The 23,071-nt window shown below is 62.2% G+C and carries 20 protein-coding genes; 10 read left to right on the top strand and 10 right to left on the bottom strand.

What is annotated here, in order from left to right:
• Positions 1–106: 106 nt before the first annotated feature.
• The 3 genes from ACXAF5_RS18595 to ACXAF5_RS18605 form a co-directional block, all read right to left on the bottom strand.
• Entirely contained in the window at positions 107–1,390 is a 1,284-nt protein-coding gene (locus ACXAF5_RS18595) for an ABC transporter substrate-binding protein (protein ID WP_239324414.1), read from the bottom strand.
• Positions 1,391–1,484: 94 nt separating this feature from the next.
• On the bottom strand, positions 1,485–2,561 hold the full coding sequence (locus tag ACXAF5_RS18600) for a branched-chain amino acid ABC transporter permease (protein ID WP_239324424.1): 1,077 nt from the start codon (positions 2,559–2,561) through the stop codon (positions 1,485–1,487).
• Positions 2,562–2,599: 38 nt separating this feature from the next.
• Positions 2,600–2,860, bottom strand: coding sequence for a hypothetical protein (locus ACXAF5_RS18605; RefSeq protein ID WP_239368150.1), 261 nt, complete (start codon positions 2,858–2,860; stop codon positions 2,600–2,602).
• A 102-nt stretch (positions 2,861–2,962) separates the two neighbouring features.
• Between ACXAF5_RS18605 and ACXAF5_RS18610 the strand changes: the two genes are divergently transcribed.
• Positions 2,963–3,385: an SHOCT domain-containing protein gene (locus ACXAF5_RS18610; protein WP_474947706.1), complete on the top strand. Its 423-nt coding sequence runs from the start codon at positions 2,963–2,965 to the stop codon at positions 3,383–3,385.
• 36 nt (positions 3,386–3,421) lie between these two features.
• On the opposite strand, the gene ACXAF5_RS18615 is transcribed toward ACXAF5_RS18610, so the two are convergent.
• From ACXAF5_RS18615 to ACXAF5_RS18625, 3 genes are all read right to left on the bottom strand, one after another.
• Positions 3,422–4,408, bottom strand: coding sequence for a branched-chain amino acid ABC transporter permease (locus ACXAF5_RS18615; protein WP_474947707.1), 987 nt, complete (start codon positions 4,406–4,408; stop codon positions 3,422–3,424).
• Positions 4,409–4,446: 38 nt separating this feature from the next.
• Complete coding sequence (locus ACXAF5_RS18620; protein ID WP_005659446.1) at positions 4,447–5,265, bottom strand: ABC transporter ATP-binding protein; 819 nt, start codon at positions 5,263–5,265, stop codon at positions 4,447–4,449.
• A gap of 84 nt (positions 5,266–5,349) precedes the next feature.
• The gene (locus ACXAF5_RS18625) at positions 5,350–7,290 is read right to left on the bottom strand and encodes an AMP-binding protein (RefSeq protein WP_219174984.1); all 1,941 of its coding nucleotides are present in this window, start codon (positions 7,288–7,290) and stop codon (positions 5,350–5,352) included.
• A gap of 294 nt (positions 7,291–7,584) precedes the next feature.
• Between ACXAF5_RS18625 and ACXAF5_RS18630 the strand changes: the two genes are divergently transcribed.
• The 7 genes from ACXAF5_RS18630 (at position 7,585) to ACXAF5_RS18660 (ending at position 14,328) form a co-directional block, all read left to right on the top strand.
• Positions 7,585–9,489: a PAS-domain containing protein gene (locus ACXAF5_RS18630; protein WP_474947708.1), complete on the top strand. Its 1,905-nt coding sequence runs from the start codon at positions 7,585–7,587 to the stop codon at positions 9,487–9,489.
• The gene (locus ACXAF5_RS18635) at positions 9,482–10,201 is read left to right on the top strand and encodes a response regulator transcription factor (protein WP_474947709.1); all 720 of its coding nucleotides are present in this window, start codon (positions 9,482–9,484) and stop codon (positions 10,199–10,201) included. Before ACXAF5_RS18630 ends, ACXAF5_RS18635 begins: the two co-directional genes overlap by 8 nt.
• Positions 10,202–10,443: 242 nt before the next feature.
• Positions 10,444–10,671, top strand: a complete 228-nt coding sequence (locus ACXAF5_RS18640) for a WGR domain-containing protein (RefSeq protein ID WP_239324435.1) — start codon at positions 10,444–10,446, stop codon at positions 10,669–10,671.
• 127 nt (positions 10,672–10,798) lie between these two features.
• Positions 10,799–11,455 (top strand): histidine phosphatase family protein, encoded by a 657-nt coding sequence (locus tag ACXAF5_RS18645; protein ID WP_474947710.1) that lies wholly within the window; start codon positions 10,799–10,801, stop codon positions 11,453–11,455.
• Positions 11,456–11,477: 22 nt separating this feature from the next.
• Complete coding sequence (locus ACXAF5_RS18650; protein ID WP_474947711.1) at positions 11,478–12,092, top strand: glutathione S-transferase family protein; 615 nt, start codon at positions 11,478–11,480, stop codon at positions 12,090–12,092.
• 11 nt (positions 12,093–12,103) lie between these two features.
• Entirely contained in the window at positions 12,104–13,156 is a 1,053-nt protein-coding gene (locus ACXAF5_RS18655; RefSeq protein ID WP_474947712.1) for a saccharopine dehydrogenase, read from the top strand.
• Between the two features lie 29 nt (positions 13,157–13,185).
• Positions 13,186–14,328: a saccharopine dehydrogenase family protein gene (locus ACXAF5_RS18660; protein WP_474947713.1), complete on the top strand. Its 1,143-nt coding sequence runs from the start codon at positions 13,186–13,188 to the stop codon at positions 14,326–14,328.
• 58 nt (positions 14,329–14,386) lie between these two features.
• On the opposite strand, the gene ACXAF5_RS18665 is transcribed toward ACXAF5_RS18660, so the two are convergent.
• From ACXAF5_RS18665 to mutL, 4 genes are all read right to left on the bottom strand, one after another.
• Complete coding sequence (locus ACXAF5_RS18665) at positions 14,387–14,710, bottom strand: DUF3775 domain-containing protein (RefSeq protein ID WP_474947714.1); 324 nt, start codon at positions 14,708–14,710, stop codon at positions 14,387–14,389.
• 79 nt (positions 14,711–14,789) lie between these two features.
• On the bottom strand, positions 14,790–16,106 hold the full coding sequence (locus ACXAF5_RS18670) for an adenylate/guanylate cyclase domain-containing protein (protein WP_474947715.1): 1,317 nt from the start codon (positions 16,104–16,106) through the stop codon (positions 14,790–14,792).
• The gene (locus ACXAF5_RS18675; RefSeq protein WP_474947716.1) at positions 16,103–17,338 is read right to left on the bottom strand and encodes a DNA recombination protein RmuC; all 1,236 of its coding nucleotides are present in this window, start codon (positions 17,336–17,338) and stop codon (positions 16,103–16,105) included. Before ACXAF5_RS18675 ends, ACXAF5_RS18670 begins: the two co-directional genes overlap by 4 nt.
• An 11-nt stretch (positions 17,339–17,349) precedes the next feature.
• Positions 17,350–19,281 (bottom strand): DNA mismatch repair endonuclease MutL, encoded by a 1,932-nt coding sequence (gene mutL, locus ACXAF5_RS18680; RefSeq protein ID WP_474947717.1) that lies wholly within the window; start codon positions 19,279–19,281, stop codon positions 17,350–17,352.
• Between the two features lie 346 nt (positions 19,282–19,627).
• Here mutL and deoC point away from each other — a divergent pair, with 346 nt between their 5' ends.
• Complete coding sequence (gene deoC / locus ACXAF5_RS18685) at positions 19,628–20,644, top strand: deoxyribose-phosphate aldolase (RefSeq protein WP_474947718.1); 1,017 nt, start codon at positions 19,628–19,630, stop codon at positions 20,642–20,644.
• A gap of 10 nt (positions 20,645–20,654) precedes the next feature.
• Complete coding sequence (locus ACXAF5_RS18690) at positions 20,655–22,997, top strand: aldehyde dehydrogenase family protein (RefSeq protein ID WP_474947719.1); 2,343 nt, start codon at positions 20,655–20,657, stop codon at positions 22,995–22,997.
• Positions 22,998–23,071: the final 74 nt, after the last annotated feature.

The raw sequence follows: 23,071 nt of genomic DNA on the forward strand, positions 1-23,071 counted from the left end.
TCCCTTCGTCAGTGTCCGGTGGGGACGAAACGGGTACGGCAGCCCTGCGCCGCACCCAATGAGTTCTGAGGTCCACGCCGACCCATGGGCCGGCGTGGGTTTGCGCTTAGTTGCAGCGTTCCTCGATGTTGTTTTCCGCAGCATAGGCGGCGGAATCCTCTTCGATCAGCTCACCGATCACCTCGGAATCCGTGGGATTGAACCCGGAGATCAGCGACCAGGTCTGGCTCTCCGCATCCCACTGGGTCACACCGACAAGCCCGGGGCCGCCGTGGTTTTCACAGCTGACGTCAAAGGACGGGCCAAAGTTCGGCATGCCAAGGGCGTTCATCTTGTCAGCCGTGATCGACAGCGCTTCCATCCCGTCACGCATCATCGAGGCGTCGATCTCGGCCGTGCCGTGGATCTCCTGAGCGGTTTTGGCCGCCTCCACGGCGAGCATCGCCGCATACATGCCACGGTTATAGAGCACATTGCCGATCTGATCGCCTGCACCCGCCGCGAGCCCCTTGTCCACGACATGCGTCTGGATGTCGTCAAAGATCGGGAAGTCGCGACCGACGTTGTGGAAGGTCACGGCCTTGTAGCCATCCGCCTTGTCGCCGGCCGGCATCACGTCATGTTCGGCACCGGACCACCACACGCCAATGAAGTTTTCCATCGGGAAGCGGATGTTGGCGGCTTCCTGGATCGCCACCTGGTTCATCACGCCCCAGCCCCACATCACGACATTATCGGGACGGTCCCGGCGGATCTGAAGCCACTGAGACTTTTGCTCCTGACCCGGATGGTCCACCGGCAGCAGGCTCAGCTCGAACCCGTGCTTTTCGGAAAGCTCCTCCAACGTGCGGATCGGCTCCTTGCCGTAGGCGGAGTTGTGATAGACCAGCGCGATCTTCTTGCCGTTCAGGTCGCCCCCATTTTCTTCGAGCAGGTAGTTGATCACGCCCGAGGCCCCATCCCAGTAGTTCGCCGGGTAGTTGAAGACGTTCGAGAACACCTTGCCATTGGCGGCGGAGGTCCGGCCGTAGCCCATGGTATGAAGCGGAATACCGTCTGCGGTCACCTTTGGGATCAGCTGGTAGGTGATCCCGGTGGAGAGCGGTTGATAGATCAGCGCGCCTTCGCCCTTGGTGGATTCATAGCATTCCACACCTTTTTCGGTGTTATAGCCGGTCTCGCATTCGATCACGCGGGCCTTGACGCCACCGATGCCCCCGTCACGCTCGTTCACCAGGGTGAAATAGTCGTTGTAACCGTCGGAGAACGGAATGCCGCCTGCGGCATAGGGGCCGGTGCGGTAGCTGAGATCCGGGAATACCAGATCGGCCATGGCCGGGCTTGCGGCAATCAGCGCACTCAGCGCTACGCTTGTCAGTTTCAGTTTCATCGGGTGTCATCCTCCCTGAATTTTTCCGATGTTTTTGTAGTTCGGGGCCGACCTCCTCTTGCCGCCCCCGGCGAATATCGTTTGGTCCGCCGCGCTAGTGCGGGAAGGGCCAGAGCCGCAGTTTTTCCTTGGCGACACGCCAGAGCTGCGCAAGGCCGTGCGGCTCCAGGATCAGGAACGTGATGATCAGCCCGCCGACAATCACCAGCTGGAAATGCGCCACGATATCCGTGGGCCAGCCCAGCCAGTCGACGCCCACGACCTTGAGGATCACCGGCAGCAGCACCAGAAATGCAGCGCCCGCAAAGGAGCCAAAGATCGATCCCAGCCCGCCGATGATCACCATGAACAGCACAAGGAACGACTTGTTGATGCCAAAGGCCTCACCGACCTCGACCGCGCCGAGATAGACCGAGAAGAACAGCGCCCCGGAGATGCCGACAAAAAAGCCCGAGACTGCAAAGGCTGTCATTTTTGCCTTCAGGGGGTTCACGCCGATGATTTCAGCCGCAATGTCCATGTCGCGGATCGCCATCCATGTGCGCCCTTGGGTGCCCCGCGTCAGGTTGCGGGCCACGATGGCGCAGAACGTCAGGAAAATCAGGCAGAACATATAGGTCGCCCAGGCCGGTGCATTGGGGCCGGTGATGATGATGCCAAACACGTCCCGTTCCGGTGCGTTGATCTGGCCAGAGGCCGAGTAGTTGTAGAACCAAGGCACCCGGTTGAAGAGCCAGACCAGAAAGAACTGAGCCGCCAGGGTTGCCACCGCGAGGTAAAAGCCCTTGATGCGCAAACTGGGCAAGCCAAACAGCACACAGACCAGCGCCGTGATTCCCCCCGCCAGCAAGACGTGGATGAACATGGACACCTCGGGGAAGGCCGTCATCAGCTTGTAGCAAGCATAAGCGCCCACAGCCATGAACCCCCCGGTGCCCAGCGAGACCTGCCCGCAGTAACCAACAAGGATGTTCAGCCCGATCGCCGCGATCGCGTAGATCAGGAACGGCAACAGGATCGCATTGACCCAGTAGTCATTGACCAGAAACGGCACCACACCAAAGGCCACGGCCAGCACCGCATAATAGCGGTAGCGGTCGAATTTGATCGGAAAGGTCTGACTGTCCTCGACATAGGAGAGTTTGAAATCCCCGGCTTCACGGTAGAACATGGCTCAGAGGCTCCCTTCTTTGAATTTATCGTGCTGCATCAGACCTCTCCCCAGTTGGACTGCGCCGCGTCCCGCTGTGCGCGGGTCATCCGGTTGGAGGGTTTGGCGTAGCCCGTCCGCTCCGAGATCCGCACCAGTTTCAGATAGGCGAAAAGGCCCCCGAACAGCCCCAGCGCCGCCAATAGAGTCGCGACGGTGATCTGCCCGGTCGTGTAGCCCTCGCCCGTCAGCGCAAGGTAGCCAAAGGCCCAGAATCCGGACCACGCAACGACGTTCAGCACTGCGATCAGCTTGCTCATGACAGGGCCTCCCCGTTAACCATTTCGTCAGATTTCCGCGTTTCGCCACATTTTGCCCCAATCTGCCTCGCACGTTGCGCGTGGGAAAAGTGAGTGGGTGACATGACCGTAATGCTGGAGAGACTCCGGCAGCTGGATGCTGCACGGAAACGAGGTGATCTGACCGACGCGCAATATGCCGATGCCCGGTCAAAGCTTTTGTCGATGGTCGAAGATGCCGAGGTGGAACCCGCCGGACCGCGCGCGCGCAGGTCCGCGGCAGGGAAAGCGGCGCGTCCACAGCCCCGCCCGGCCGCCCCGTCTTCCACGCGCCGCACTGCACCGATGGTGGCTCCGCAGTCGGACCCCGCCGAGAGCCATGACATGTCGTTCTTCTGGGGGCTCATCCTTGTGGGGCTCTGCGCCGCAGGCTTGATGACCTTCCTCATCGGACGGCTCATCGGGGATATCACCATCGCATTGACGCTCGCGGTCACGGTCTTCGCCGCCGTGGTCATCGCCGCCTTCCAGCGGATGCAGAACTGAGTCTGCGCACCGCCGGAGGGGGGGAGGATATGCGCCTCAAACCCGTTCAATGATCTTCTCGCCAAAGAGGCCCTGTGGGCGGAACACGAGGAAAATCAGCGCCAGCACATAGGCAAACCAGTTCTCGGTGGCACCGCCCACCATCGGGCCGATGAGGAACTCAAAGAGTTTCTCGCCCACACCGATGATCAGCCCGCCCACAATCGCCCCGGGGATCGAGGTGAAACCACCCAGCATCAGCACTGGCAGGGCTTTGAGCGCGATCAGCGACAGCGAGAACTGCACGCCCGATTTTGTGCCCCACATGATGCCGGCAACCAGCGCGACAAATCCCGCAACCGACCAGACCAGCACCCAGATGAAGTTCAGCGAAATCCCCACCGACAGCGCCGCCTGGTGATCATCCGCCACCGCACGCATGGCCCGGCCTTGCTTGGTGTATTGGCTGAACAACACGAGGCCCGTGACAAGAAGCGCTGCGATGACCGTCGCCACGATATCGAGATTGTCGATAAAGAAACCGTAGCCGAAGATCCCAAAGGTTGTCTCGTCAATCCAGAGGTTGATCCCTTGTGGCAGGCCCACATCAAGCGTCTTGATCTCGGACCCCCACATCAGATCCGCCACACCTTCTAGGAAATAGGAAAGCCCGATGGTGGCCATAAAGAGGATGATCGGCTCTTGCCCCACGAGGTGTTTCATCACGAGGACCTGCACCAGCCATGCCAACAGAACCATCACCGCGACCGTCATCAGGATTGCCACGAATGAGGGAACCGTCCAGCCAAAATGGGTGATATGGCCGCCAAAGACCGCGTTGATCACATGCGAAAACGGCACCTGCCCCTGCATGATCCCCACCAGCGTCATGGCCGCAAACAGCGCCATCACGCCTTGGGCGTAGTTGAAGATGCCAGAGGCCTTGTAGATCAGGACGAAGCCCAGCGCGACCAGCGCATAAAGCACCCCGGCCATCAGCCCGTTCAGCGTCACCTCCATGGCAAAGATCAGTTGATCAGGCATGGTCCGCCTCCTTGTTCATTGCTGTTGCGCAGGCGAAATCAGTCATGGGACACCCCCAGATAAGCGTCGATGACGTCCTGGTTGTTGCGCACCTCATCCGGTGTGCCATCGCCAATCTTCTTGCCGTAGTCCATCACCACCACCCGATCAGACAGGTCCATGACCACGCCCATGTCGTGCTCAATGAGGGCAATGGTGGTGCCAAACTCGTCGTTCACATCGAGAATAAAGCGGGACATGTCCTCCTTTTCCTCGACATTCATGCCGGCCATCGGCTCATCCAGCAGCAACAGCTTCGGCTCTGCCGCCAGTGCGCGGGCCAGTTCGACGCGTTTCTTCAGACCGTAGGGGAGGCGCGCGACGGGCGTTTTGCGGATCGCCTGAATTTCAAGGAAATCGATGATCTTTTCCACGACCTCGCGGTTTTCGACCTCTTCTTTCTCAGCGCGGCCCTTCCAGAAGGCCTGCTGGAACATGCCCGCCTTCATGTAGTTCAACCGGCCGGTCATCACGTTGTCGAGCACGCTCATCCCGTCAAACAGCGCGATATTCTGGAACGTGCGCGCAATCCCCTGCCGGGCCACCTCATAGGGTTTCATCGGGGGGCGTTTGGCCCCGTGAAACCAGACCTCGCCTTCTTGCGGCACGTAAAAACCCGAAATCACGTTCAGCATAGAGGATTTCCCAGCACCGTTCGGGCCGATGATCGCCCGGATTTCCCCTTCGCGGATGTCAAAAGAGATATCCTTGATCGCCACCACGCCGCCAAACCGCAGGGTGATGTTCTTCATCTCCATGACCACGCCGCCAATGGTGCGGCCATCCTCGGTCACATAGCTTTCGGCAGCATCAAGCATGGGCCACTCCTTTGGAATTTCGCGCCAGATGGGACGGCGGGCGGGGCGATGTGCAGCTTGCCTGCACGAGCGTCGTCAAAGCCGTCATTCCGCTGCCACCTGCTGCGCCATGGGGGATTGCACCTTCGCATCCACACAGGTCAGCGTCGCACTGATCGCGCCTTTGCGGCCGTCTTCATAGGTGACCTCGGTCCGGGTCGAGATCTGCTCGGAGCCATCATAAAGCGCGGCAATAATGTCGGCGAATTTCTCCTCGACGATGCGACGGCGCACCTTGCGGGTCCGCGTCATCTCGCCGTCATCTGCGTCCAGTTCCTTGTGCAGCACCACAAAGCGATGCACCTGACAGCCCGACAGCATCTCATCCTGCGCCACCGAGGCATTCACCGCCTCCACATGGTTCCGGATCGTCTCCAGCACGCGCGGATGACCGGCCAACTCCTGATAGGAGGCATAGGCGATATTGTTGCGCTCTGCCCAGTTGCCCACCGCCGTGAGATCGATGTTGATGAAGGCCACACAGCGGTCGCGGCCATTGCCAAACAGCACCGCCTCCAGAATATCCGGATAGAACTTCAGCTTGTTCTCGACGTATTTCGGCGCAAACATCGCGCCGCTGGCCATTTTGCCAACGTCCTTGGCCCGGTCGATGATCCGCAGATGGCCGGAGCTTTCCTCGATAAAGCCCGCATCGCCCGTGGCGACCCACCCCTCGGCGTCCTTGGTCGAGGCGGTGGATTCCGCGTTCTTGTAGTATTCGACAAAAGTGCCCGGCGAGCGGTAATGGATCTCGCCCTTGTCGTCGATCTTGATTTCCACATCCGGCGCAGGCACGCCCACGGTATCGGCGCGCACTTCGCCATCGGGCTGCACGGTGATGAACACCGTGGCCTCCGTTTGACCATATAGCTGTTTGAGGTTGATCCCCAGCGAGCGGTAGAAATCAAAAATCTCCGGCCCGATCGCCTCCCCCGCGGTATAGCCGACACGGATACGGCCATAGCCAAGCGTATCCTTCAAGGGACCGTAGACCAGCAGATCACCCAGGCGATACTTGAGCCGGTCCATCATGCCGACGGGTTTACCATCCAGGATCAGACCGCCCACTTTCTTGGCATGGGCCAGAAAGTGATGAAACATCTTCTGCTTCAGCTTGCCCGCGTCTTCCATGCGGATCATCACATTGGTGAGCTGACCCTCGAACACCCGCGGCGGCGCAAAGAAATAGGTGGGACCGATCTCGCGCAGATCGGTCATCATGGTGTCTTCGCTCTCGGGGCAATTGACGCAGAACCCGCACCAGTAGGACTGCCCGAGCGAAAAGATGAAATCCCCCACCCATGCCATCGGCAGATAGGACAGGATGTCTTCTTTCTCGGTGAGCTTGTCGAACATGCTCACATTCTTGGCGCTCTCGACAACATTGCGATTGGAGAGCACCACGCCCTTGGGCCGCCCGGTGGTGCCCGAGGTATAGAGCATCACACAGGTGGAATCATAAGTGAGCTTGGCCTTGCGCGCCGCCAGATCATCGCTGAACTCATCGCGCGCGGCACGTCCCTGTTCCTGCACGTGGCTATATTGATGCAACTGATGATGGTCGTATTTGCGCAGGCCCTTCGGGTCCACGTAGATCATGTGCTTGAGGTTGGTCAGCTGGTCCTTGACCTCGATGACCTTGTCGACCTGCTCCTGATCGCCGGCGATCACATAGGCCGCGCCGCAGTGATCCAGCACATAGGCCATCTCTTCAGCGCTGGAGTCCTGATAGACAGGCACCGGCACCGCGCCAACACTTTGCGCCGCAACCATCGACCAATAAAGCGAAGGCCGATTGCGCCCGATAATGGCGATAAAATCCCCCTCAGCCACGCCGAGGTTCAACAGACCCAGTGCAAGCGCCTCGATTTCCTCGGCGGTTTCCTTCCAGGTCCAGCTTTGCCAGATGCCAAACTCCTTTTCCCGGTAGGCCGGGCGGTTGGCATGGACAGTTGCGTTTCTCTCCAGCAGGGCCGGAACAGACATAAGCTGCCCGGCGCCAGACGATGTCTGCGCAGCGGTCTGAGACACGTATTTACTCCTCCCATATCCGGTCCTCCCCGACCGGATTGATCGCTTCTCCCACAGGTGCGGGATGCGATCCTTATGTCCGCATTAGGACTGTACCTTTGTAACAAAGCAAGTTTTTCGCGATGATTTCTGAAACCTATCGAATTGTAACAAGGTCGCGAAAATGCGACGTTGGGGCCGAGCCGACCGGCGCGAGAAGCCGCTTTGCCAATGCTGCGCAAGCTGCTAGCCCATACGTGGGGAGCTTAAATGAAACAGTCGACTGCACAGCGAATGGCGATGATTGACGCCGGTCTCAACCTGATTGCGCAGGCCATGTCGATCTATGACAGTGATTTGCGCCTCGCCGCCTGCAACCATCGCTTTCAGGAAATGTTCTCCCTGCCGCCCGAACTGGTCAAGGTCGGGGCCACCTTCAGGGACACCATCCGCTTCATTGCGGAGCAGGGCGATTACGGCCCGATTGATGACATCGAGTCCTTCGTGCAACTGCGTGTCGATCAGGCCCGCGCCTTTGTGCCCCATTACGTCGAACGCCAGCGCGCAAACGGGCATGTGATCTCGATCGAGGGCGCGCCTCTGCCGCAGGGCGGCTGGGTCACGGTTTACACTGACATCACCCGCACCAAACGGGTGGAGGAATTGCTGCGCGCCCGGTCCGAAGAACTCTCGGATCAGGTGATGAGCTACACCGAAGAGCTTTCGGCCACCAACCGCAAGCTGGCCGCGACCATCACCACGCTGGAGGAAACCAAGCGTCAGTTGACCCAGACCGAGGCCCGCACCCGGCTGACCACCGAAATGATGCCCGCGCATATCGCCCATGTGGACCCGGAGGGATATTACACCTTCACCAACGGGCGTCTGAACAAGGTGTTTCCCGGGCGCCCCTCCGATATTCTTGGCGAACATATTGCCGACGCCCTGGGGCCAGCCGCATATGGCCGCATCGCCCCGCATCTGGAGGCCGCCTATCAGGGCGAAAGCCCGGTGTTCGAGTTCACGGAGGATCACGACAGCCGCCGCCTGCGGGTGGCCTTTACGCCCGACACTGAGGGCGGCGTCTTTATCCTGTCGATGGATGTGACCGAGGAAACCCAGACCCGTGTCGCACTACAACAGGCCCGCAAACGCGAGATTGCAGCACAGATGACCAGCGGTCTGGCGCATGATTTCTCCAATCTGCTGACCATTATCCTCGGTATGCAGACCCGTCTGGCCCGTATTTCCCTGCCCGAAGGTGCAGGCGAGCTGGTGGAGGCCACGCTCTCGGCTGCGCGGCGCGGGGGGCGTTTGCTGGACCGGATGGCGGAGATGACAAGTCATCGGGGATTGCGCCCGCAAGCCACTGATTTGCACGCGCTGCTGGAGGAGATGAAAATCCTCGCCACGCCGTCGCTGCCGCAGGGCATTGGCCTCAGCGTGCTGGACAATACTGGCGACGGGCGGTTCCTCCTGGATCCGGGCCGGTTGCAGGATGCGCTTTTGAACCTGATCCTGAACGCCCGCGACGCCTGTGGCACCACTGGACAAATCACTGTTGCCGCCCATTTGGTCGGCCAGACCTGGATTGAGTTTTCCGTCAGCGACACCGGCCCGGGGTTTTCCAAACCGGCCCTGGAAAACGCGCTCAACCCGTTTTTCACCACCAAAGGTCAGGAAGGCTCAGGCCTCGGGCTGTCAATGGTCTATGACATGGTGAAATCCGCCGGGGGTGACATTCGCATCAGCAACACAGTGTCAGGTGCCATGGTCACACTGCGTCTGCCCCACCGCCCGGCGCCCATGGCAGCGGGCGGCATTGCCCTGTTGGTGGAGGACAGCGACGCGCTTCGGGCGACCTATCGGCAAGTGCTGATGGACCTCGGCTTTTCGGTGATTGAGGCCACCAGCGTGGACGAGGCCGTCGCCCTACTGGCCGATGTGGAGGGGATCGCGCTGATCCTGTCGGACATCAAACTGGAGGGCGAGGCCACCGGCGTCGATCTCTGTGCGCGGCTCGGGCCAGACGCGCCGCCGGTCGTGTTGATGACCTCGCTGCCCCACACGGACCCGCTCTACCGCGCGGCATTGGCCTCTGCGCCGCTGTTGCCCAAACCCTTTGAAAGCCCCCATCTGATGGCGCTCCTGCAACAGAAGGCCGACCATGCGTGATGCCACCCCATCCCCGCTCGTGACAATCCTCGATGATGAGCCCGAGATCCGCCAGCTGCTGACCGAGACACTGGAGGATGCAGGCTATCGCACGCAGAGCTTTTCCCGCGCGCGAGATTTCGAGGCGGCGCTCAAACGGGTGACGCCGGATGTCTGTCTGGTGGATCTGTCACTGCCCGACACCGACGGGCTGGCGCTGGTTCATCGGCTGGCGCTGGAACAGGGTGCCAGCGTCATCATCATCTCGGGTCGGGCACAGGTGCAGGATCGGGTAACAGGGCTGGAGCTGGGGGCGGATGATTACATCACTAAGCCATTTGATCCCGCCGAGGTCGTCGCGCGCATCCGGGTGCGCCTGCGCGACACGCCGCGTGGTGGTCAAATGCCATCCGGGGATCGCGCACAATTCTCAGGCTGGACCGCACATTTCGACCGCTACGCGCTTGAAGATGAGAACGGAGGCGAGACCGCCTTCTCCCACGCCGAAGGCGAGGTGCTCAGGCTGTTTCTGGAAAGCCCAAAGCGGCTGATCTCGCGCGCACAGATGATGGAACGCCTGGGCGGAGGGGCAGGTGACAGTTTCGACCGCGCCATGGATGTGCGGGTCTCGCGCCTGCGCACAAAATTGCGCGAGGACCCCAAGAACCCGCGCCTCATCAAAACCATATATGGCGCAGGCTATATTTTCTTAGGCGATGTCAGCTGGAGCTGATCACTTATTGGGGAAACGGATACCCTGATCGCGAGGGGGCGCTCCCGCCCCTGCAGGTGCCTTGCCTGCGGCAAAACCCCTTGGCAGCGTTGGGCCGAGCGCTTGCCCTGCCGGGCAAGCGGTCACGCCGCGCCGCAGGCGCGGCGCCGGGCCCAACGGGAGCGGAGGAGATTTCTCCTCCGGCGACGGGCGGGAGGGCCCCCGCCTCTTGCGGCGGTGATTCGGGTGGCGTAAAAAGAGCTATGGCCACCTGTCTGCTCTATCGCCACGCTGAAACCCGCCCTGCCCGGTTCTATCGGATCGAACTGGCAATGAACCTCTTTGACGAGGTCTCGCTCTTGCGGGAGTGGGGTATCAAAGGGGGCAAGGGGTGCTCAACAATCAACATCTTCGGAAATCTGCGCGAGGCCTCGGTCGCGGCAGACCGCCATCGTCACCGGATGTTGAAACGTGGCTACGACCGCGCCTGAGAGCGGTAGGTCCAACCGCCTGCATCCGGCGCATCGCTCACCGCGCGCTTACACCCGATGCAGTTTGACCCTTTTAACCCGGACGCCCCTCCCCTAGTACTTCTGCAACAGGATCGAAGGGGCGCGCATGTCAGAGATAACGCTGGTCCGCCACGGCCAGGCCAATACCGGGGCACGGGACGAAGCCAGCTACGACAAGCTGAGCGCCCTTGGTCATCAGCAGGCCCAATGGCTGGGTAACTATCTGCGCAGCTGCAAGGACCACTACGCCCGCATCTATTGCGGCACCCTGATCCGCCACGAAGAAACCGCCCGCGCCATGGGCTTTGATGCGGGGCAATTGATCCGCGACCCCCGCCTCAATGAGATGGAGTATTTCACCCTCGCACAGAGGATGGAAGCCCAGCACGGCCTGCCAATCCCGCAAGAACGCGAGGGATTTGTCGCCCATCTCCCACAGGTTTTTGCCGCGTGGGAGGCCGACAAGATCGGCGCCCCGCCAGAAAGCTGGCGTGATTTTGAATCCCGGACCAAAGCCGCACTTGCAGAGATCGCAGACGGTGAAGGTCCTGCATTGGTGGTCACATCAGGCGGGCTGATCTCCATGGTGATGCGCCAGTGTCTCGGGCTCGATACGGCAGCAACCGCGCGCATGGCGCTGGCGATCATGAACACCTCGCTGCACCGCCTGCACAATATCGGTGGGACCTATTCGCCGGTTCTCTTCAACGCGGTGCCGCATCTGGAAGAGCCGGACCGGCAATACGCGCGCACCCACCTCTGAGATCCCCGCACAGGAGACAGCCATGCAACTTTACTACGCGCCCCACACGATCTCCATTGCGGTCGCCATCGCGCTCGAAGAGGCCGGCCTCGCCTATGAGGCCATCAGGATCGATTTTGCCGAAAAACAGCAAACGACCAAAGCCTATCATCAGATCAACCCGAAGGGCCGCGTGCCGGCTTTGGTGGTCGATGGCGGCATCCTCACGGAGACCGGTGCGCTGTTGGAGTATATTGCCGATCTGGCGCCTGATGCGGGGCTGCGCCCCACCGATCCGGTCCTGATGGCCCGCATGCGCGAGGTGATGTTCTATCTTGCCTCCACCATGCATGTGAACCACGCCCATAAAATGCGGGGCCACCGCTGGGCCTCCAATCCGGCCTCGTTCAAGGACATGAAACGCAAGGTGCCCGAAACCATGGCCGCCTCCTGCGACTACATCTGCAACCACGGCCTGCGTGGCCCGTTTGTGCTGGGGGAAACGCTCAGCCTCGCGGACTGTTACCTCTACGTGGTCTGCACCTGGCTCGACGGGGATGGCGTCAAGGTTGATCGCTTTCCCAAGATCAGAACCTTTATGGACGCGATGGAAGCCCGCGACAGCGTCAAGACTGTACGCGCCAAAGATATGCTTTGAAGGACAAGACTATGACACATCTCTGGGTCCGGGCCGAGCAACGCCCGAACGAGGATCGCGTGGGGCTGACGCCTGCGGGGGCAAAGGCCCTGTTGGACGCAGGCATTCGCGTCACCGTCGAAGACAGCCGCAGTCGCGCCATCCCGCTGCAAGGTTACATCGACGCAGGCTGCGAGATTGCGGCAGAAAACGCCTGGCCCGATGCGCCGCGCGATGCGATCATCTTTGGCCTGAAAGAACTGCCCGAGGACGGCACCCCCTTGCCCCATCGCCACATCATGTTCGGCCATGCCTTCAAGGGCCAGCATTCCGGCAAGGAGCTTTTGCGACGCTTCCGCGAGGGTGGCGGGACGCTGTATGATCTGGAATATCTTGTGGACGAAACCGGACGCCGGGTTGCCGCCTTTGGCTATTGGGCGGGTTATGCGGGGGCTGCCGTGACACTCAAGGCCTGGGCTGCGCAACAACGCGGTGAAGTCTGTGGCCCGGTTGGTGTCTACAAAGACAAGGACGCTCTGCTCTCTGATCTGGGGGAGGAGCTGGATGCATCCGGCGCTGAGCGTCCCACAGCCATTGTCATCGGTGCCCTGGGGCGCGTGGGCACCGGCGCGGCGGACCTCTGCGAGGCGATGGGCGTCACGGTCACCAAATGGGATATGAAAGAGACCGCCAGCGGCGGGCCGTTTCCCGAGATCCTGAACCACGATCTGTTCCTGAACTGCATCTTTGCCCGCCCCGGCACACCCGTTTTTGTGCCGCAAGACGCGCTTCAGGCCGACCGCAAACTGACCGCAATTGGCGATGTGGCCTGCGACCCCGACAGCGACTACAATCCGGTTCCGGTCTACTCCCGTGCCACCACGTGGGACGCACCTGTGCTGCGTGTTGCCAACGCCCCGGTGCTGGATGTGATGGCCATCGACAACCTGCCCTCGATGCTGCCCGCCGAGAGCTCCGAGGATTATGCAGACCAACTGCTGGCCAGCCTTTTGACCCTGACCGATCTGGATGCGGGTGTCTGGGGCCGGGCCAAGGCAGTCTTTGACGAACATGTGGCGGGCTAACCAGCCTGCCCGGACGAAGGAGAACAACTATGACTATTCACTGGTGCGGCACTGGCCTCTCCGCCATTCCCGGCCTGCGTCGCCTGCTCGAAGCGGGTCACGACGTGGCCGTCTGGAACCGCACACCGGAAAAAGCCGCCGAAGCCGTTGGTGACCTCACCACCAACATCCACAAGTTTTCCATCGCGCGTCTGTCGGAGCTCCTCAGCCCCGCTGACGTGGTGGTCTCGATGCTGCCCGGCGATTGGCATGTAGAACTGGCAGAACTCGCCATCAACAATGGCGCGCATTTTGTGTCCTCCTCCTATATCTCGCCTGAGATGCGGGCGCTGGATCAGAAAGCCAAGGACGCAGGCGTCGTGCTGGTCAATGAGGTCGGGCTTGATCCGGGCATTGATCACCTGATGGCGCATGCCTTGGTGGCCGAATATGCTGAATCCCCCGCCTTTGACCCCGACAATGAGATCAGCTTTCTGTCTTATTGCGGCGGCATCCCCAAAACCCCGAACCCTTTCCGCTACAAGTTCAGCTGGTCGCCACTGGGCGTGCTCAAGGCCCTGCGGTCCCCCTCCCGCTCGATCCGCGATTTTGAGGTCCTGGACGTGGCACGCCCTTGGGATGCAATCTCCACCTATGACGCGCCTCTGGCCACGCCGGAGAGCTTTGAGGTTTATCCCAACCGCGACAGCCTGCCCTTCATGGCGCAATACCACTTTGACAAGGACTGGAAGGTCAAAACCTTCGTGCGCGGCACGCTGCGTCTGGATGGCTGGACCAAGGCCTGGGCGGATGTCTTCAAAGAGGTCGAGACCCTTGAAGGCCCCGAAGGCGATGCCCGGCTCAAGGAAATGTCCGACCAGTTCTGGGATGAGAACGCCTATGACGAGGGCGAGCCGGACCGCGTGGTGCTCTGCGTGGACCTCAAGGCGGAAAAAGATGGCCAGACCAAATGGCACAAGACCTATGTGATGGACGCATGGGGCGACGAGCGTGGCAGCGCCATGGCGCGTCTGGTGTCCTATCCGGTGTCCTTCGCGATCGAGGCCGCGATGAACGGCAAGATCGCCCCCGGCGTCAGCGCCGCGCCCAGCGATCCGGCGCTTGTCGACAGCTGGATGGGTCGGATCGGCGCGCTGGCCCAGCACCTTCAGGTGGTGTCACACCGCTCCTGAGTTCGGTGAATTCAAGAGAGCCCCGTCAGAGAAATCTGGCGGGGCTCTCTCTTGTTACTTACCGCCCCATGACATCCTCGGCGGCCGCAGTCACATCAACGCCCAGCGCCTCCAGCCCTGCCTCAATGTCATAGGCAAGGTTCGGGGTCGCGAGGAGATAATCCTCGGTTGGCGTGGTTTTCTCGGCGCGCGCCGTGGCCACCGCCTGACCAAACTCCTCCGCCTCAAACACACCGCGCCCTACCCAGACCAGAGCCACAAGCTCCGCCTGCTCATCCTCATTCATATCGGCGATGAAGGCGCGCAGCTCAGATTCCGCACGCTCGATCTCGCGCGCCATCAGCGCGACCTGTTCCGCCTTGTTGCTTGCAATCTCGACCATCCTGCGCGTCCTTCCATGAAGCTATCGGGTACCGCAACTGTGACACCCATGGCAGGCTGTGACCTTGATCTACAGCAAATCAGGCCATACCAGCCTCACGCATGCGTTCCTGACGTCCAAAGAGGGCAAGCGGCTGGCTTCGCCCGCGCAAGGGCGCCGGTTCCAGCGCAATCCAGTCCGCGCGCGCGGGCTCCGCTGCCGCCTCTAGAACCGCGCCCGATACGATGATCTCCATCTCACAGGTCTTGGTCATCTGCTCCAGCCGCGCCGCGATGTTCACCGTGTCGCCAAGGGCGGTGTACTCCAGCCGGTCCTCATCACCGACCACGCCGGAAAACACCTCGCCCCAATGCAGCCCGATCCCCACATGCACGGCGCTGCGTCCGTCTTGCAGCCGCGTATGGGACCAGTCATGCATTTCGTCCGAGAGACGCTGCGCGCAGTTCAATGCCCGATCCGGCGCGCCCTCGCCGTCAAACAACAACATCGCACCATCCCCGATGAACTTGTCCACCATGCCACCGGTCTCGCGCGCGGCGCGCTGGACGCGTGTACGGTACTCCGTGACAAAGGCACCAACCTCCGCCGGATCGCGCCCTTCGGCCCAGGAGGTGAAGCCGCGAATGTCCACGAACATCACCCCCATGTCCTGCCGCTGTTCCTGACGCATGTCGTCCAGGTTCTCGCCCTGCACCCGGTCCGCCAGCCGCGCTGGCAAATAGCGCGTCAGCAGCAGGCGTTTCTCCGTCTCGATCAGCGCGCGATGCAACAAATCCCGCAGCGCCGCCGCAGCCACCACCAGAACCACGCCCGCCAGCAGGATCATCGTCAGCCGCACGATATTGGGCGGCACCGACACCAGGTGTTTCACCCGATCCGCGATATCGGGCGAGACCGTCACCTCGCTGACAAAGCTCAGATAGCCCAGCCCGCCGACGATCAGGGCCACGCAATAGGCCTGAAGATAAGGATTGAACCGCAGCACCGCAAAGGCCAGCACCACCGGCACCAGCCATGTTGGCGGCAACAGGAATGTCAGCGCACCGGGCATGGAGACATTCTCCAGCCCCACCCAGGCATTCACCAGCATGAACAGGCAATCGAGCGTCACAACCGGCCAGACCATCCAGCGGCGAAACCGTCCGCTGCGGGCCAGCCACAGGCTGAACACCCCGAGGGCCAGATACAAGACCATCGACAGGACCGCAAAGATCCATTGCCTGCGCAGGAAATCGGCGATTTCCTCCGGGGGTTCCCCGACCGCCAGGAAGAACACCACCATCAAGCCCAGCGCCACAAAGATCCGCAGGATCGAAACGACCTTTTCCGCCCTGAGCTCTGCTTCGCGCAACAGCGCCGCATCCGGCGCCATCCGGCGACGTGGCAGCCGCATCATTCGCCCGGGCGCTCCAGCGCGACCACCTGCGACACGCTCTCGGGGTTCAGCTCTTCAAAGTCAAAGTTGTCGAGCCGCTGCGCCCGCCGCCCGGCCTTGTCGGCGCTGATCTTGATGTCGGCGATATCCTTCTGCGCCTGGTTGAAATGCCGGTCGAGATTGCCGACCCGGTCGCCAAGGCGCTCCACATCCTTGTGCAGCAGGCCCAGTTCCTTGCGGATCGCGCCGGCCTGTTCGCGCATACGGGCGTCTTTCAGGATCGCACGCATGGTGTTGAGGGTCGCCATGCAGGTGGTGGGCGACACGATCCAGACCTTGAGCGAGAACCCCTCGCGCACCACGTCGGAAAAATTCGCGTGCAACTCTGCATAGACCGCCTCGGACGGCAGGAACAGCAGCGCCCCGTCGGCGGTTTCGCCATCCAGGATGTATTTCTCCGAAATGTCCCGGATATGCTTGCGCAGCGCGCCCTTCAGGAGCCGCGCCGCCTGCGCCCGCTCGTCCTGCGTCTCGGCATTGCGCAACGCCTCATAGGGTTCCAGCGGGAACTTGCTGTCGATCACGATCGGTCCCGGCGGGTTGGGCAGATGGATCAGGCAGTCCGCCCGCTTGCCGTTCGAGAGCGTGTATTGAAACGCATAGGCATCGCTGGGAAGCGCCTTTGACACGATGTCATTGAGCTGGATTTCTCCGAACGCGCCGCGGGTCTGCTTGTTCGACAGGATGTCCTGCAACGACAACACATCGCCTGACAGTTTGGTGATATTGTCCTGCGCCTTGTCGATCACCGCGAGCCGTTCCTGCAACTGCGTCAGCGAGGTGGCGGTGCGCTTGGCGTTGCCGTGCAGGCTCTCGGTCATGCGCTCCTGCATATCGGTCATGGCGCGGGCTTGTTTCATGGCGTTCTCGGCCAGCCGGTCGTTCATGCGCTGCTGCACGTCGCCCAGCCGGGCCTCCATGGTCTGAAGGATCTGCAACTGGGCATTAGCCTGGGTATCCGACACGGTCTGCAAATTGCCGCGCAGCGCCTCCTGCCCGGAGGACAACTGCTGTGCGACCTGTCCAAGCGTGCTCATCTGCTGGGTCAGCGGCTCGATGGCGCGCGCCGCCCGTGCGGAATTGCGCATCGACTGGATCAACAGAACAAACAGCAGGACCACCCCCACGGCAGCCCCGAGCAGGATCAATCCCAGCGAGTCCATATTGGCGATGGCGGAGTCCATGCCTTGCATCAGATATTCCTTCAGCTGCGACCGAACAGGCGTTCGATGTCAGCGAGTTTGAGTTCCACATAGGTTGGGCGGCCATGGTTGCACTGGCCGGAGTGAGGCGTCTCTTCCATCTCGCGCAGAAGCGCGTTCATCTCCTCGCCGCGCATCCGCCGCCCGGAGCGGATCGAGCCATGGCAGGCCACACGCGACAGGATCGCCTCCAGTCGCGCCTGCACCAACTGGCTGTCGCCCTGATCGGCCAGTTCATCCAGAATGTCGCGGATCATCGCCTCGGCATTGACCTCGCCCAGAATGGCCGGGGTTTCGCGCACCGCCACGGCACTGCCGCCAAAGGCTTCGATCCCGAGGCCGAATTTTGCCAGATCATCGGCCACATCCAGCAGGCGCGCGCAATCGCCATCCGAGAGTTCGACAATCTCCGGGATCAGCAGCCCCTGGGTGGCAACGCCGTTTTCGGCCATCTGGCGTTTGAGTTTTTCATAGACCAGCCGTTCATGCGCGGCGTGTTGGTCGACGATCACCATACCGTCGCGGGTCTGAGCAATGATGTAATTCTCATGCACCTGCCCGCGCGCCGCGCCCAAGGGCAGATCCTCTACCGGGTGCGCCTCTGGCTCTACTGCAGCGTCTTCGACCAGACGGCCACTGTAGGCGCTAGACATCTCGGCAAACCCGGCAGATTCAGCCGATGGCGGCGCAGGATAGGACAGTGCGAGCGGCTGACCGGGGGCTTGCGCCGCGTATGAACTGTTGCGTGCGCCCAAGGATGGCCGATCCATCTGATAGACCCTCGGCGCGCCCGTCGCAGTAGGTTGCTCGGGCCGCATTGCGCCCAAGGTCGCCCCCGCCACAGTGCTGGAGGCACGATGCCCGGCCTCCGCCAGCGCATGGCGCAACGATGAGACAATTAAGCCCCGCGCCAGTCCGGGATCGCGAAACCGCACCTCGGATTTTGCCGGGTGGACGTTCACATCCACCAGCGTCGGATCGCAATCGATGAACAGGGCCGCCGCCGGGTGGCGATCGCGGCTGAGAAAATCCATATAAGCGGCGCGCAGCGCACCTGTGAGCATCTTGTCCTTCACCGGACGGGTGTTCACGAACAGGAACTGCGTCACCGCAGCCCCGCGCGAATAGGTCGGCAGCGCCGCATAGCCATAAAGGCGGATGCCCTCGCGCGTCGCGTCGATCTTCAGCGCGTTCTCCGCAAATTCGCGACCAATCACATGGGCGAGCCGCCCATGCAGCGCATCAAAGAGGTCGCCGCTCATGGGGTCGGCGCGGAAGGTCACTCGCCCCTCACCGCCGCCGGAAACATCGCGCAGGGTGAAGCCCACGGCAGGTTCTGCCATCGCAAGTCGCTTCACCGTGTCGGAAATCGCCTGCGACTCAGCTCGGTCGGTGCGCATGAATTTCAGACGTGCGGGCGTGGCAAAGAACAGATCGCGCAGCTCCACGATGGTGCCCTGACGCAGCGCTGCCGGTTTGACCGGCTCCATATGTCCGCCCGCGACGCGGAGTTGGGCCGCGTCATGACCCTCGGCCCGGCTGGTGATGGTGAGACGGCCAACCGCGCCCAAACTGGGCAGGGCCTCGCCGCGAAATCCAAAGGTGTGGATATTGAGCAGATCCGAGCCGTCGATTTTCGACGTCGCATGGCGTGACAGCGCCAGCGGCAGATCCTCCGGCGTCATGCCACAGCCATTGTCGGTCACCCGGATCAGCGTCTTGCCGCCATCTGCGATCTCGACCGTGATGCGGGTCGCCCCGGCGTCGATGGCGTTCTCCACCAGCTCCTTGACGGCGGAGGCCGGGCGTTCGACCACCTCACCCGCAGCGATGCGGTTGATGGCGCTGTCGTCCAGCTGACGAATGACAGGCCGGTGGGTCTCTATCGCCTCGGAGACGGGGTTTTCGCTGATTTGGGGGTCGATCGTAGCCATGACCCAAGATTTAGCATGTGAGCGCACGATTCTGCCACCCGGAATACGCGTATCGGACACCGCTGGCAACGGGAACCGGCCCCTCGGCGCATCGCCGCCGTCCGGCCCCTACGCTGGCGATGCGGCCAGCGACCACACGCCTCCCGCCCCGCCGATACTGACGCGAGCGTAGCAGATCCTCCGGTGACCCCGTCAATATCGGCGTGCAGCTGCCCCGGAACACCCTGCACACAGGACCCGTTTTTGTCCTTTTGGTCAAATTTTATCGCAGATCCCGTTTCGCAAGCTTGCAATCGCGGGGGTGGACGTGCGATTTTACCTGCAAATCTTTTGAGGACTCCCGCACATGGACAGCCAAATCGCAGAAGCCTCTGCCGCCAAAGCCGCTGCACCGACCTCCGGTCACGGCTCCGACAGCGCCCTGCCCCGCAATCCCGGTGTCGCACTCGATCTGGACTGGGCGCTGGGGCTGGAGGCCAATACCTCCGCCATCGAACGCCGCTGTGCCAGCCTGCCCGGCCGCCGCACCGTCAAGAAGGACCATCAGGCCGCTTGGCTGCTGAAGGCGATCACCTGCATCGACCTCACCACGCTTGCCGGCGATGACACCGAAGCGCGGGTGCGCCGCCTGTGTGCCAAGGCGCGCCAACCGGTCCGCGCCGACATCCTGTCGCAGCTTGGCATGTCAGAGATCACCACCGGCGCGGTCTGCGTCTACCACGACATGATCCCGGCCGCGGTCCGCGCCCTGCATGGCACCCAGATTCCGGTCGCGGCAGTCTCCACCGGGTTTCCGGCCGGTCTGTCGCCCTTTCACCTGCGTCTGGAAGAGATCAAGGAAAGCGTCAAGGCCGGGGCCACCGAGATCGACATTGTGATTTCCCGCCGCCATGTGCTTTCGGGCAACTGGCAGGCGCTCTATGACGAGATGAAGGCCTTTCGCGCCGCCTGCGGTGACGCCCACGTCAAGGCGATCCTGGCCACCGGCGAACTCGGCACCCTGCGCAATGTCGCCCGGGCCTCGATGATCTGCATGATGGCGGGCGCCGACTTCATCAAGACCTCCACCGGCAAGGAAGGGGTGAATGCCACCCTGCCCGTGTCTCTGGTGATGATCCGCGCCATCCGCGACTATTACGAGCGCACCGGCTTTCATGTCGGCTACAAACCCGCTGGCGGCATTTCCAAGGCCAAGGATGCGATCGTGTACCTTTCGCTCATGAAAGAAGAACTGGGCAAGCGCTGGGTGCAGCCCGACCTGTTCCGCTTTGGCGCGTCCAGCCTGCTTGGCGATATCGAACGCCAGCTCGAACACCACGTGACCGGCGCCTATTCCGCTGGCTACCGCCACCCGATGGCGTGAGGAAGAACCGATGACAATCAAAGAGATCTTCGACACCATGGAATATGGCTCCGCCCCCGAAAGCGCCGCTGATGTCTATGCCTGGCTGGTCGACCAGGGCAGCCGCTTTGGCCATTTCATCAACGGGGAGTTCACCGCCCCGGGCAAAGGGTTCGAGAGCAAGAACCCCGCGACCGGAGAGGTGCTGGCAGAGCTGACCCAGGCCACCAAGAAAGACGTGGATGCCGCGGTCAAAGCCGCCCGCGCCGCCCAGGGTGACTGGGCCGCGATGGGGGGCTCTGGTCGGGCAACCTACCTCTATGCCATTGCCCGCCTGTTGCAGAAACACAGCCGCCTGTTTGCGGTGCTGGAAACGCTGGACAACGGCAAGCCGATCCGCGAGAGCCGCGACATCGACATTCCGCTTGTGCAGCGGCATTTCTATCACCACGCGGGCCATGCCCAGCTGATGGACGCGGAAATGACAGACCGCGAGCCGCTCGGGGTCTGCGGTCAGATCATCCCGTGGAATTTCCCGCTGCTGATGCTGGCGTGGAAAGTGGCACCCGCGCTGGCCATGGGCAACACGGTGGTGCTGAAACCGGCGGAGTACACCTCGCTGACCGCGCTGCTGTTTGCCGATATCTGCCGTCAGGCCGGCCTGCCCAAAGGGGTCGTGAACATCGTGACCGGCGATGGCGCCGTGGGCGAGATGATCGTCAAGGCCGACGTGGACAAGATCGCCTTCACCGGCTCCACCTCGGTGGGGCGCAAGATCCGCGAAGCCACCGCAGGCACCGGCAAGGCCCTGACCCTGGAGCTGGGCGGCAAGAGCCCCTACATCGTGTTTGACGACGCCGATCTGGACAGCGCGATCGAGGGTCTGGTGGACGCGATCTGGTTCAATCAGGGCCAGGTCTGCTGCGCGGGCTCGCGCCTGCTGGTGCAGGAAAGCGTGTCCGAGCAATTTCACAAGAAGCTGCGCGCCCGGATGAAAACGCTCCGGCTGGGCGACCCGCTCGACAAATGCATCGATGTGGGCGCCGTGGTCGACCCGGTGCAACATGCCGAAATCACCCGGCTGGTCGCAACCGCCAAGAACTGCACCGTGCACCAGTCCGCCATCAACATGCCGGCCACGGGCTGCTTCTTCCCGCCCACCCTGATCGAGGGGCTGTCGCCTGCCGACCCGCTGATGCAGGAAGAGATCTTTGGCCCGGTGCTGGTCTCCACGACGTTCCGCACGCCATCCGAGGCGGTGGAGCTGGCCAACAACACCCGCTACGGGCTGGCCGCGACGCTCTGGACCGAGAACGTCAACCTGGCGCTGGATATCGCACCCAAGATGGTCGCGGGCGTGGTCTGGGTCAACGGCACCAACATGTTCGACGCCGCCGCCCCGTTTGGTGGCGTGCGGGAAAGCGGCTTTGGCCGCGAAGGTGGGGTGGAGGGGCTCATGGCCTATACCAAACCCATCGGCGACACAGATCCGCTGAAACCTGTCGCGGCGTTTGAAGGCAGCGACAAGGGGGCCGCCCCGACCGGTATCGACCGCACGGCCAAGATGTACATCGGCGGCAAGCAGGCGCGCCCCGACAGCGGCTATGCGCGCGCCGTGTATGGCCCCAAAGGCGACCTGCTGGGCCACGTGGGCGCAGGCAGCCGCAAGGATGTGCGCAACGCGGTTGAGGCCGCCAATGCCGCCAAAGGCTGGGCCAATACCACAGGCCACCTGCGGGCGCAGATCCTGTATTACCTGGCCGAGAACCTCGCCGCCCGCGCCGGGGAATTTGTCGCGCGCATCGATGCGATGACGGGCAAGGGCGACGGTGCCGCAGAGGTTGAAGCCTCGCTGCAACGGCTGTTCTCTGCTGCCGCCTGGGCGGACAAATACGACGGGCTTGCGCATGGCGTGCCGATCCGGGGCGTGGCGCTTGGCATGAAGGAGCCCGTGGGCACCATCGGCATCCTCTGTGCGGATGAAGCGCCGCTTCTGGGTTTGATCTCTGCCATGGCCCCGGCCATTGCCATGGGCAACCGGGTGGTGCTGGCGGCGTCCCAGGCCTTCCCGCTGGCGGCCACGGATCTCTATCAGGTGCTTGAGACCTCTGACGTGCCTGCGGGTGTGGTGAATATCCTCACCGGCGCGCACAAGGATCTCGGCGACACCATGGCCAAACACCTCGACATCGACGCGGTCTGGAGCTTCTCCTCCACCGACCTGTCGAAGACGATCGAGGCCGCCTCTGCCGGCAACCTCAAGCGCACCTGGGTCAACAATGCCTGCGCCTTTGACTGGTCGCGCGACCACTCCAAACGGTTCTTGCAAGCGGCGACCGAGGTGAAAACCGTCTGGATTCCCTACGGCGAGTAACTCATTCTCCCTGACACAGAAAACGGCGCGGCTCCGATATGGAACCGCGCCGTTTTTGTTTATCGACTGGCCCC

This window comes from Epibacterium sp. ABV4_022, assembly GCF_056159345.1.